Annotated in this window: 12 protein-coding genes; 7 read left to right on the forward strand and 5 right to left on the reverse strand. The window is 64.9% G+C overall.

Translation table 11 applies throughout. From position 1 onward, the window contains the following. Positions 1 to 28: 28 nt before the first annotated feature. Positions 29 to 1,138: an efflux RND transporter periplasmic adaptor subunit gene (locus IPJ87_08625; GenBank protein ID MBK7941925.1), complete on the forward strand. Its 1,110-nt coding sequence runs from the start codon at positions 29 to 31 to the stop codon at positions 1,136 to 1,138. Positions 1,139 to 1,142: 4 nt separating this feature from the next. Here the strand turns inward: IPJ87_08625 and IPJ87_08630 are convergent, their stop codons facing one another. Next, positions 1,143 to 2,150: a hypothetical protein gene (locus IPJ87_08630; protein MBK7941926.1), complete on the reverse strand. Its 1,008-nt coding sequence runs from the start codon at positions 2,148 to 2,150 to the stop codon at positions 1,143 to 1,145. Positions 2,151 to 2,250: 100 nt separating this feature from the next. On the opposite strand from IPJ87_08630, the gene IPJ87_08635 reads away from it, so the two are divergent. Further along, positions 2,251 to 3,750 (forward strand): serine hydrolase, encoded by a 1,500-nt coding sequence (locus IPJ87_08635; GenBank protein MBK7941927.1) that lies wholly within the window; start codon positions 2,251 to 2,253, stop codon positions 3,748 to 3,750. Positions 3,751 to 3,797: 47 nt separating this feature from the next. Here IPJ87_08635 and IPJ87_08640 read toward each other — a convergent pair whose 3' ends face one another. Then, positions 3,798 to 4,874, reverse strand: a complete 1,077-nt coding sequence (locus tag IPJ87_08640; GenBank protein ID MBK7941928.1) for a tail fiber domain-containing protein — start codon at positions 4,872 to 4,874, stop codon at positions 3,798 to 3,800. Between the two features lie 33 nt (positions 4,875 to 4,907). After that, positions 4,908 to 5,858 carry a hypothetical protein gene (locus tag IPJ87_08645; GenBank protein ID MBK7941929.1) on the reverse strand — a complete coding sequence of 317 codons (951 nt, stop codon included), beginning with the start codon at positions 5,856 to 5,858 and terminating at the stop codon, positions 4,908 to 4,910. A gap of 105 nt (positions 5,859 to 5,963) precedes the next feature. Here IPJ87_08645 and IPJ87_08650 point away from each other — a divergent pair, with 105 nt between their 5' ends. The 4 genes from IPJ87_08650 to IPJ87_08665 all read left to right on the forward strand — a co-directional run bounded on the left by IPJ87_08650 (position 5,964) and on the right by IPJ87_08665 (position 9,200). Beyond that, complete coding sequence (locus IPJ87_08650; protein ID MBK7941930.1) at positions 5,964 to 7,304, forward strand: hypothetical protein; 1,341 nt, start codon at positions 5,964 to 5,966, stop codon at positions 7,302 to 7,304. Continuing rightward, on the forward strand, positions 7,304 to 8,005 hold the full coding sequence (locus IPJ87_08655; GenBank protein ID MBK7941931.1) for a 16S rRNA (uracil(1498)-N(3))-methyltransferase: 702 nt from the start codon (positions 7,304 to 7,306) through the stop codon (positions 8,003 to 8,005). The genes IPJ87_08650 and IPJ87_08655 overlap by 1 nt, the downstream gene beginning before the upstream one ends. Before the next feature lie 9 nt (positions 8,006 to 8,014). Continuing rightward, positions 8,015 to 8,677, forward strand: a complete 663-nt coding sequence (locus IPJ87_08660; protein ID MBK7941932.1) for a DUF4159 domain-containing protein — start codon at positions 8,015 to 8,017, stop codon at positions 8,675 to 8,677. 148 nt (positions 8,678 to 8,825) lie between these two features. Further along, a complete protein-coding gene (locus IPJ87_08665; GenBank protein ID MBK7941933.1) occupies positions 8,826 to 9,200 on the forward strand; it encodes a hypothetical protein in 375 nt (124 codons plus the stop codon). 27 nt (positions 9,201 to 9,227) lie between these two features. Here the strand turns inward: IPJ87_08665 and IPJ87_08670 are convergent, their stop codons facing one another. After that, entirely contained in the window at positions 9,228 to 10,127 is a 900-nt protein-coding gene (locus IPJ87_08670) for an IS3 family transposase (protein ID MBK7941934.1), read from the reverse strand. 20 nt (positions 10,128 to 10,147) lie between these two features. Next, complete coding sequence (locus IPJ87_08675) at positions 10,148 to 10,414, reverse strand: transposase (protein ID MBK7941935.1); 267 nt, start codon at positions 10,412 to 10,414, stop codon at positions 10,148 to 10,150. A gap of 59 nt (positions 10,415 to 10,473) precedes the next feature. On the opposite strand from IPJ87_08675, the gene IPJ87_08680 reads away from it, so the two are divergent. Next, positions 10,474 to 11,913, forward strand: a complete 1,440-nt coding sequence (locus IPJ87_08680) for a hypothetical protein (GenBank protein ID MBK7941936.1) — start codon at positions 10,474 to 10,476, stop codon at positions 11,911 to 11,913. Positions 11,914 to 12,079 lie beyond the last annotated feature (166 nt).

Here is a 12,079-nt window from a genome sequence, read left to right on the forward strand (position 1 = left end):
CGTGACCACCGACCCACCACCGGACCCCATGAAAAAGATCCTGAAATACCTCCTCTTCATCGGACTGGGCGCCCTCTTCATCTGGACGCTCTATTTCCTCTACCAGAAGAGCGCAAGCCGTCCGGACGAGTTCAAGGTGGAGAAGCTCGCGCGCAACAACGTGGTGAAGAAGACGGTGGCCAACGGCAAGATGGTGCCGCGCAAGGAGATCCTCATCAAGCCCGTGGTCAGCGGCATCATCGCCGAACTCTACGTGGAGGCCGGCGAGGTGGTGAAGCGTGACCAGCCGCTGGCCAAGATCAAGATCGTGCCCGACATGCTGAGCCTGAGCAACGCCGAGAACCGCGTGCGCAACGCCGAGATCGCGCAGCAGAACGCGCGCCTCAACTTCGACCGCAACAAGCCGCTGGCCGACAAGGGCGTGATCAGCGCGGCCGAGATGCAGACCTTCGATGTGGCGCTGAAGAACGCCGATGAGGAAGTGGCCGCGGCCAAGGAGGCCCTGCAGGTCGTGCGCGACGGCATCAGCCGCAGCAGCGCGGGCAACACCATCGTGCGCAGCACCATCGACGGCATGGTGCTCGACGTGCCGGTGAAGGAGGGCAACAGCGTGATCGAGCGCAACAACTTCAACGAGGGTACCACCATCGCCGCCATCGCCGACATGGACGACCTCATCTTCCAGGGCAAGGTGGACGAGAGCGAGGTGGGCAAGGTGAAGCTGGGCATGCCCGTGGTGCTCACCGTGGGCGCCATCGAGAACGCCAAGTGGGACGCCGACCTGGAGTACATCGCCCCCAAGGGGGTGGAGGAGAACGGCGCCATCCAGTTCGAGATCCGTGCGGCCGTGAAGCTCAAGGACGGGCAGACCCTGCGCAGCGGCTACAGCGCCAACGCGGACATCGTGCTGGAGCAGCGCGACAGCGTGTACACCGTGCCGGAGAGCATCGTGGAGTTCAACGACAAGGGCGACAGCGCCTTCGTGCAGGTGAAGAACGGCAAGGACTGGAAACGGACCTACATCCGCACTGGCCTTAGCGACGGCATCAACCTGGAGGTGCTGGAGGGCGTGGCCCCGGCGACCGAGCTCAAGGGCGCCAAGGTGGAGCCTGAAGGCGCGTCCATCACGGTGAACTGACCGCTCACGGCTGGGGCAGCGCCTTTACGTGGGCGCGGAACGCCACGCCGTTCACCGTTCCCTCCGCGTCGGCCGCGTTCAGCTTCACCCCCTTCACGTCGTAGAAGAGGCCGTGGGGCGAGATGGCCTTCACGCCCATCTCCCGACCGTCGGGCGCCAGGGTCTTGATGTCGAACACGTTGCCGACCCTGCGCACGGCCTTCACCGGCAACCGGGTGCCATCAGCGGCCACCGCCTTCACATCGAGAAGGGTGCCATCGGGCAGCACGGCCTTCACCGGCATGGGCGACTCCTGCGTGGCCAGCACCTTCACCGGCACCTCGCGGCCGTTCACAAGCGCACGGATGTCGAGCACCGTGGCGTCGCCGTTGGCCTGCAGGGCTTTGATGTCATGGAGCGTGCCGGCCGCATCGATCGCCTTGATGCCCAGCACATGCCCGTCGGGTTGCACGCACTTGACGTTCCACACCGGGTCGCCATCCTGGTCCGTGGGGTGCGGCAGAGCCTTCACATGCGCGTCGATGGCCACGCCGTTGGTCCGCTCGGGCTCATCGGAAAGGTCCAGACCCTTCACATCGCGCATGAGGCCCTCCGCGCTGATCGCCTTTACGGCGTACAGGGCCCGCTCATCGCCGATGGCCTTGATATGCACCAGATGTCCGGCGCGCGCCACCCCCTTCACGTCGAGGCGGCGACCGTCCGGGGCGATGGCTTTCACGTCCAGCACCTCTCCTTTCGCGGTGATGGCCTTCACCGGCCGCATGGCGTCATCCGAGGCCAGCACCTTGATGGGCAGCAGGCTCCCGTTGTCGAGGGCCTTCACATCCATCACATGCGTGTCGTCCTCCTCCAGGGCCTTCACGTCCAGGATGCGGCCCGAAGGGTCGAGGGCCTTCACGTCCAGGGTGGTGCCGTTGGGCAACACGGCCTTGATGTTCCAAAGGACCGGACCTTGGGCCAGGCCGTTGATAGCTGCGAACAGCAGGCAGAGGGGGAGCAACGTACGTCTCATGGTCATGTAAGGTGTGGTCCGAAGCTAGTCAACCGTCACCGCATGCCCGATTCGTGGCCGGGGGTCCCGGTGCATCCGCGGGATCGCGCACCTTCGCAGCATGCGAACGCTGCCTGCTCTCCTGATCGCCGTCTCCCTGACCTGCGGTGCGACGCTGCGCGCCCAACCGGACCTCGCCGCGTTGGACGCCTACCTCGCCGACGCCCTGGTGAAGTTCGACCAGCCCGGCCTGGCGGTCGGCGTGGTGAAGGACGGGCAGCTGGTATGGAGCAAGGGCTACGGCAAGCTCGACCTCGCCAAGGCCGATCCGGTGACGCCCAACAGCATCTTCTACATGGCCAGCATCAGCAAGGCGTTCACCGCCTGCGCCGTGGGCCTGCTGGTGGACGAAGGCAAGGTGGACTGGAACGACCCGGTGGTGAAGCACCTGCCGTGGTTCCGTACGCCGGACGCGTACGTCACCGAGCAGATGCTGGTGAAGGACCTGCTGTGCCACCGCAGCGGCTGGATCACCTTCGACGGCGACCTGCTGTGGTACGCCACGGAGCTGGGCCAGCGCGAGATCCTGGAGCGCCATGCCCGTGAACCCTTCACCCACCCTTTCCGTGACGAATTCGGATACAGCAACCTGATGTTCATCGCGGCCGCGCAGCTCATCGAGGCGGTGAGCGGCAGCACCTGGGACGCCTTCATCACCGAACGCATCCTGCGGCCGCTGGGCATGACCCGCACCACGGTGGAGACGGCCGACCTGGCGCGGTTCACGGACGTGGCGCTGCCGCACGTCCGCAAGGGGCAGGACCCCACCGCCCCGCAGAAGAGCATGCCCTACCAGTCGCTTCGTGGCGCCGACGGCGCGTGCGGGGTGAACAGCTGCGTGACCGATGTGGCCAAATGGGATGCGATGTGGGCCGCCGAGGGCCAGGTGGGCGGCAAGCCCTTCCTGAGCGAGACCAGCTTCCGCACCATCACCAGCAGCCACCTGCCGATGGGCACGGAGGGCGCCGGGCTCGGCTGGTTCCTGGAGGAGTTCAACGGCCATGCGGTGATCACCCACAGCGGCGGCATGCCGGGCTTCATCCTCAACCATGCGGTGGTGCCCGACCAGGACCTGGCGGTGATCGCCTTGGGCAACGGGGAGAGCTACAGCGTGTTCGCCGCCACACAGAAGCTGCTGGACGCCTGGCTCGGCGACGGCAAGGCGGACCCCGTGAGCGACATGATGCCGCGTATCGCGAAGCGCAGGGAGCGCGATGCCAAGCGCGTGGCCGATCGCATGACCGCCCGGGTGGCGAAGACCAAACCCTCGCTCCCGCTGAGCGCCTATGCCGGCACCTACGCGGACAAGATCTACGGGGAGGCGACCATCACCGAGGCGAACGGCGCCCTCCAGCTCACCTTCCAGCCCGCCAAGGACCTGTTGACCGGAACGCTCGGCCACTGGCACTTCGACACCTTCCAGTGGCAGCACGCGGACCCGTTCCTGGAGCCGGGCTACATCACCTTCACCTTCGATGCCGACCACCGGGTGATGGGCTTCAAGGTGGACCTGCACAGCCCCGATTTCCATTTCTACAAGCTGGACTTCCGCCGGAAATGAGCGGAGGCGGCCGAAGCCGCCTCCACATCGTCGATCATCCGGCGTGTTCAGCGCCCGGCGTTCGCCGGAGCGGTGCCATGCTCGATGGCGTCGAGGCGGGCCTCGGTACGTTCCAGGGCGCTCATCAACCGCGCTTGCTGTCCCCGAAGGGTCTCCAGTTCGGCGCGCAGTGCGTCGTTCTCGGCGTGCAGCTCACGCAGGGCCTCCACGGCGAGGGCCTCGAAGCCGCGGATGGTGAGCCGCTTGTAGCCGTCCACCTCCTCCACCCAGTCGGGCATCACCTGCTCCACCTCTTGCGCGATGAAGCCGATGCGGGTGCCGGGCAGCTCGTGGATGGCCGCGGGGTCCTTGTACTCGAAGCTCACCCCGCGCAGGCCGAGCAGCGTGTTCAGTGATCCGGTGAGCGGGGCCACGTTCTTCTTAAGGCGCAGGTCCGAACTGTTGGACCAGCTGCCCCCACCGGGTTTGGCCGCGCTGCCGTTCACCAGCAGATTGAAGGCGCCGGGCGCCGTGGTGCCGATGCCCACGTTCCCTTGCACCAGCAGGCCGTTCGCAGGCGCCGTGTTAGTGCCCGAGTAGCTCGCACCGATCACGGCCGCACCCTCCACATCCAGCTTGTTCACCGGGTTGTCCACCCCGACACCGAAGCGATAGTCAGGATGCACGTAGATGTCGTTGAAAAGGTCCACTACTATGGCACTGTCCATCAACGAACGGGCGAAACGCGACATGATCGCGTACGGAGCAGCACTGATGATCGAAGGAGGAAGTGCGGTGAAGCTCGTTCCTCCGGTGAGGTCGATCTGCACCTCCAACCGGTGCGGGCAATTGCTCGTCCACTCATACCCCTCGAAGGTCCCCACCTCCGGTGTGCCCTGACCCACCCGGAGGTTCACCATGCCGAGGTCGTCGGTGGTCACCAGGTGCGTCTCCCAATAGGTGACCGCGCCGATGCAGGGGCCCAGGCCGATGCGCAGATTGACCAGCTGGTTGGGCAGGGCATTGCCGAGGGCGTCGCGCACCACGGCCTGATAGCTGAACGCGCCGTACGGGGTGAAGGGCTGCGCCGAAAGTGTGCCCACCACCGCCATGGCGCTGGCAAGCAGGGTTGAACGAAGGCTCATGATCGAAAGGAGGTGTTTGGTAAGATCGTGGGTTCAGGGGACGAAGGTGCTGCGCGTGGCGGTGGGCACCGAGCCACCGACGGTGGTGAGGATCACGTCGCGATCGTTGGCGGAGCCGGTGTACTTGGTCGCACCATTGAGGTTCACATCGGTGCCGGCGTAGCCTGAGGTGGTCGCGGTGGGGACCACACCGCCGATGGCGACGAGGATGGGGTCGCGGTCGTTCGCTCCACCGGCGTACTTCACCTGGCCATTGCCGGTGACATCGCCTGCCCACATGGCGCGCACGCTACCATTGAGCCGTTGTGCCGCCGCACCACCGAAGGTGGCCACCGAGCCGTTGGTGAAGTTCACCTGTACCCACAGCGGCCCGAGGCTGATGGTATTGGCCGACATGATCGCCAGGTGGTTCCGATGACGCACCACCAGATAATAGAGGCCGGGCACGGCCACGAACGATACCGGGGTCACGCCGTCCGGGGCCACCACATCGCCATCGCGCTGAAGCAGGCCCACGGCGGTGGCCTTCACCACCGTGTTGTCGCTGGCCGAGCGCAGCTCCAGGAAGACCCAATCGACGATGGCGTTGCTGCCGGTGATGCCCAGCACGTTCGGGCTCACGGTCTCGAAGCCCGATCCGATGTGGGTGTAGCCCGGAAGGGACGAATACGGCTCGGTGAGCGGGAAGCTCGGCAAGGTGCGCAGGTTGTCGTTCATCAGCCCCGACACGAGCGGTCCGTCCAGGAACACCTTGGGCAATGCGCTGACCCGTTCCGGTGCCGGCTGGTGAAAGCCTTGGGTGAGCACCGTGTTCGGCCATCCGGCCGGCCCGATCACGGGTTGGCCGAAGGTGGACTTCAGCGTGCCGCCGTTGGGCAGGGCGTTGGTGGTGCCGCCGCTCGCGATCACCTGGGGACGCACGGATTGCGCGTGACCACCGACCACAAGGAATGAGCCGAGAAGGATGCACAGGGGACCACGCATGTCGTTCGTTTGGGTTAGAAAGCTAGGCTTTTCCGCCAGATGGCCAAGCCGTCCAGCGAAGAGGCTGCCCACCCTTTCGCATCTTGCGCGTCCTTCCCTTCCCCGGTGCGCCCGCTCCCCTTCCTGCTCCTCATGCTGCTGCTGTGCGCCTGGCACCTGGACCGGGGGCCCAACGACAACACGATGAGCCGCGCGGCCATGGTGGCCGCCCTCGTGGAGCACCGCAGCCTGTGCATCGACCCCTACCACACGCACACCCAGGACAAGTCGCTCATCGACGGGCGCCACTACAGCGACAAGGCGCCGCTGCCGGCCCTGCTGGTGACACCGGTCTACGCCGCCGTGGTGGCCGCGGGGCTCGTGTCGCCCGGACCGGACGGGCTGCTGACGCCGCAGTTGCTGATGCTCGGCGGGCTGCTGTGCGGCAGCATTCCTCTGGCCCTGATCATCACCCTGTGCTGGATGCGGCTCCGGCGCCAGGGCACAGCGCTCTCCCCCGCCCTGCTGGCCACCCTGCCCTTCCTCGGCTCCTTCCTGTTCGTGTACAGCGGCAGCTTCAACGCCCACCTGCTCGGCGCGCTCTTCGCCCTGCTGGCGCTGATGGCGGTGGAGGATGATCGTCCGTTGCGGGCCGGCCTGTGGACGGGGTGCGCGGTGCTCTGCGAGTACCCGCTGGCGGTGCTGGCCGTGTGGTGGGCCGTGCGTCCCCTGTGGGGCGAAGGCCCCTGGCCCGCGCGGCTCCGCTCCAGCCTGCGCTTCATCGCCGGTGGGCTTCCCGCGGCGGCGCTGTTGTTGATCTACAACACCGCGCTCACCGGCTCGCCGTTCAGCATCGGCTACGAGCACGAGGCGCACTACACCTTCATGCACGACAGCTACGGCCTGGCCCTGCCCTCGCTGTCCGCGCTGTGGGGGCTCACCTTCAGCGGGTACCGCGGCCTGTTCGTGTACATGCCGGTGCTGCTGGCGGGGCTGCTCGCCTGGGGCCTCAGCGTGCGCCGCGACCACACTTGGCGGCAGGATCCGGTGCTGCCCGCCCTGCTCGCCCTGTTGCTGGTGATCGCCAGCTACCGCATGTGGTGGGGCGGCTGGGCCATCGGACCCCGGCACCTCAGCGCGGCGGCCGTGCTGCTCGCCTGGCGCTGGCTGCCGCTGGTGGCCGAGCACCGCTGGCTGCGCCTCCCGGTGGCCATCACCGGTGCGTTCGGGCTTGTGGTCGCCGTGGCCGCCAAGGGCACCGTGTGGTACTCCTTCCCCACCGAGGTGCAGCGCCCGTTGCGGGACCGGCTGTGGCCCGCGCTGCAGGAAGGCGCGTGGACGGACATGCAGGTCCCCGTGTCCTTCGGCCTGTCCCCCGCCAGTTCGTCCGTGCTGTTCGTGGTCATGCTCATCGCCACGCTGAGCTTCCTTTGGTGGCACGAACGCACACGCCCCCACCTGCCCTGATGCACCGCTTCCACTGCACCGGCCTGCACGCCCACGAGGTCGCCCTACCCGAGGAGGAGGCCGCGCATGCACTGCGCGTGCTGCGCCTGCGCGATGGCGATGCGGTGGAGCTGGTGGACGGCGCGGGCATGGAAGCGGACGGGGTGCTGCGCCTCATCGGACGGCATGAGGTCCACGTGCGGATCGGCGACCGCCGCACGCACCCGGCCCCGCCCAGCACGCTGCACCTGGCCGTGGCCCCCACCAAACAGGCCGAGCGCTTCGAGTGGTTCGTGGAGAAGGCCGTGGAGGTGGGCGTGGAGCGCATCACGCCGCTGTCCACCGCGCGCACCGAACGCGGGCACCTGCGCACGGACCGGCTGCGGCGCGTGGCCGTAAGCGCCATGAAGCAGAGCCGCCGCGCGTGGCTGCCGCGCATCGACGACCTGTCGACGCTGGACGCTTTGCTTCAGCAGGCAGCACAGGGCCAACGCTTCGTGGCCCACGCCTTCGGCGACCCCGAACCCCTGATGAACGCCTTCGTTCCAGCGGAGGACGCGCTGCTGCTGGTGGGACCAGAGGGTGACTGGACCGAGGCGGAGCTGCGGATGCTGCTCGACGCCGGGTTCCAGGCGGTGGGCTTGGGCGCGGCCCGTCTGCGCACCGAGACGGCCGCCCTGGCCGCCTGCACCTGGATGAGCCTGGCGCGTCAGCGGCGGTAACTTGCGCCCATGATCCTGCGGCCGGTCCTGCTCGCGTTGCTGATGGCGGTCCTTTCCGGGGCGCGGGCCCAGAGCACGTACAGCATCGCTCTACTGAAGTACAACGGCGGTGGCGACTGGTACGCCAACCCCACCAGCCTGCCCAACCTCGTCCGCTTCTGCAACGCCAACCTCGGCACGCGTATGAACCCCGACGTGCCCACCGTGGAAGTGGGGTCCAGCGACCTGTTCAACCATCCGCTGGTGCACATGACCGGGCACGGCAACGTGGTGTTCAGCCCCGCCGAGGCGGAGAACCTGCGCAACTACCTCATCGGCGGCGGCTTCCTGCACATCAGCGACAACTACGGCATGGACCCCTTCATCCGCCCCATGATGAAGCGCGTCTTCCCGGAGCTCGAGTTCGTGGCCCTGCCCTTCGCCCACCCCATCTATCACCAGCGCTACGACTTCGCCGCAGGCCTGCCCAAGGTGCATGAGCACGACGACAAGGCACCAGTGGGCCTCGGCCTCATCTGGGATGGACGGCTGGTCTGCTTCTACGACCTGGAGTGCGACCTGGGCGACGGCTGGGAGGACCCCGATGTGCATGGCGACAGTGAGGCGATGCGCACGAAGGCCCTGCAGATGGGGGCCAACATCGTGCAGTTCGTGTTCGCGGGAGCGCAGTAGCGCCACCTATCATCATGCAGGTCGAGGTCGAGCTGTGTGTCGTGCGATCCGACTACCTTCACAGAAGGATCAACCCCTATTCTGCCATGACACACGTTGCCCCCCCCCCGTAAGAAAATCGGTCCGAACAGCGCTTCTCTTTGTCCACGTGGCGTGCGCAGCGCTCCTCACCCGATCAGGCTCCGCGCAAACGTCCTACTCCATCAGCTTCAGCAACCTCACTGGTTGTGACATCAAGATCTGCGCGTATATCGATCAGGTAGCCGACAACTGCACCTCCCCGTATAACCTGGCATGCACCGTGGCCACCGCAGGGAACACGGTCACCTATTCCTTCACCGTACCGGTTGGTCATCTGTTCTGCTATTACACATTCAAGGAGGACACCAATAACCCCAACGCCACCGTGTGGACGTCGGGAAATGACCCCTGTTCCTGGAATTTTTCGGGGATCGATCTGTGCAACACGATGGACGAGGTGAATGGAAAAGGCAACTGCGACTCTGCACGATTCGCACAATGATCAAGCCCATGTGTAAGCACCCCCATTTTAGGCGCAGTGCATTGTAAAGGTACTTCTTGGTGTGGTGGTGTTGTGGATGTCCTGTTGAACTGTGGGGAACTCCGCGCGTGAGCCTGCGTAGTGGGCAGGGAGTTGTCCACATTTCAACAGGAACGCCCGGGGCGAGAGGCGGAGCAGCGAAGCGTGCGGGCGCACATGGTTGTAGCGCCACATCCACTCCTGGGTCATCTGCCGGACCTGTTCGAGGGACTCGAAGATCCAGGCATCCAGCACTTCGGTCCTGTAGGTCCTGTTGAAGCGCTCGATCAGGCCGTTCTGCATGGGCCGGCCAGGCTGGATGTAGGTGAACTCGATGCCGTTGGTTGCCGCCCATTCTTTCATGGCCTGGGCGATGAACTCCGGGCCGTTGTCCATGCGCAGGCGTTCGGGCTTGCCGCGCCACTCGATGAGTTGTTCGAGCTCCCGGATCGCACGAGGGGCCGGCAGTGAAGTGTCCACCGCGATGCACAGCGCTTCGCGGTTGAAGTCGTCCATCACGTTGAAGGTCCTGTACTTGCGGCCAGTGACCAGCGCATCGTGCATGAAGTCCATGCTCCAGGTGATGTTCGGCCCGATGGGCAGCACGATCGGGTCTTTCACCCGCTCGGGGACACGGCGTTTGGTGCGTTTGCGCTGGGGCAACTTGCACTCCTTGTAGATCCGATGCAGACGCTTCTTGTTGGCCTTGCAGCCCTCGTTGCGCATGTGGATCCGTATCAACGAGAAGCCCCACTGCGCCTCGCTCTCCGCCACCCGCATCATGTGTTCGATCACCTCCGCATCGTTCTTCTCCTTGGGCACGTAGCGGTACACGCTCGCGCTCAAGTCCAACAGCTTGCAGGCCCGGCGTTCGCTGTACTGGCGCTGTTCGACCAGCCGGCGTACGATCTCTCGCTTATCGTCCGGGCCTACAACTTTCCCTCGATGATCTCCTTAAGCACCTGGCGGTCCATCTGCGCCTCGGTGTACATCTTCTCCAGCCGGGCATACTTGGCCTTCAGCTCCTTGAACTCCTTGAGCTGGTTGGCGTCCAGGCCGCTGTACTTGGCCTTCCACTGGTAGAACGTGGGCTGGCTCACACCGTGCTCCCGGCACAGGTCCGCCACCTTCTTGCCCGCCTCATGCTCTCGCAGCATCGCAACGATCTGCGTCTCGGTGAATCTGCTCTTCTTCATCCTGATCAAGGTTAGGTGTTTCTACGTTCACCTGCACCTGTTTCAGGGGGTGCTTACACATGCGCCAGCTGCCGACCATATTACTTGGCCTGCTCGTCCAACTCTCGTTTACAAGTGGCGCGCAGAACCAGAATGCCGTGTGGTTTTACGACATCACTACGGGCCTGGACTTCATGACCAACCCACCTACGGTGATGCACGTCAGTACCGAGCTTGAGGGGAGCGTTTCGGTGATCAGTTCCGATGAGGGTGAGCTTATGTTCTACGCCGATGAGGAACGTATCCGGAACGCCCAGGATCAAGTACTGGTGAACGGTGATGGTCTGAACGCAAGTACGTTCATGAGCAAGTCGCAATCGAACATGATCCTGCCCTGGCCTGGCCACTCAGGGCAGTATTACATGATCCAACCCTATCCCTGGAACCTGAACGACCCCATGGCGCCGACGTTCTACCACAGGATCGACATGAATGCGCTAGGGGGGAGTGGCGTGGTAGTGGAGAAGAACATCGTGCTGGCGGACAGCGCCGGGGCATATATCACCGCTGTTCTTGATTCCGCTGGAACAGGCATCTGGGTGGTTCTTCACCACCTTAACGCTCCCCGGTTCATGGCTTATCATCTTGATACCGATGGGCTGTCCACCGTGCCTGTGGTCAGTGAAGCAGGACCCGATATCCCGCCGACGTTCTATCAGTCGCTTGGCTTACTAAGGCCTTCGCCCAATGGCGAGCGGTTGTATCTGGTCAAGCCCTACTCGAACTGGACAAGCGATTGTTCGTTGCATCAAATGGACTTCAACCGCTCCACAGGTGAGATAACGGCTTTTCAAACGATCGGTGGCCCGGGATATGGTGGTTTGGAGATCTCCCCGTCCGGGCAGTTCCTGTACACCAACACCTACGTGTGCGACTCCACCATCGCTTCAAGGTTGTGGCAGTATGATGTATCTTCCGGTGATTCGGCCACCATTCAGGCGTCCAGAACGTTGGTGTACGAAGCACCCAGACCGCCGGGACCCTGTCTCGGCATACAGGGTAATCTAGCCTTGGGCATCGACGGTCGGATCTATTGCGCTGTTTCCTATGCCCAGCACCTGGGCGTGATCAACGCGCCGGACCTTCCCGCCCCGGCATGCGACTACGTGCATCAAGGCTACTACCTCGATGGAGACACCACCTGGCTGGGCCTCCCCAACCAAATGCGCGCCTATCCGATCACGTCAACAGGCATCGCATTGATCACGGACGATGTGCCGCGCCTGCTCATCGTTCCCGATCCAGCCAAGGACGGGTGTCGGATCGTGGTCGGCGCCGACCAAGTGGATCGTCTGGAACTGCTGGACGCCAGAGGCCACCGTGTCCGCACACTGCGCTGCGCCCCGGGCCAACGCGAACTGCAGCTCGACCGGGAGGGCCTGGCCAACGGACTCTACATCGTGGTGGCCCGGCAGGCGGACGGTAAAGTGGCGGCCGTAGGGCGGGTGGTCTTTGAGTAGGACCGGTCCGGTCGAGGCTACAACGTCCCACTCGCGCGCTCGCGGATCTTGAAGGTGCTGGTTCCGAGATCGTTCATTTCGTGTTCGCGGGAGCGCAGTAGCGCGGTGAGTGGCGAGTGCCTGCGCACCAGGCCGAGTGGCGTGTGGCGAGTGACCGCCCATGCGG

Source organism: Flavobacteriales bacterium, assembly GCA_016713875.1.
Lineage (GTDB): Bacteria > Bacteroidota > Bacteroidia > Flavobacteriales_F > PHOS-HE28 > PHOS-HE28.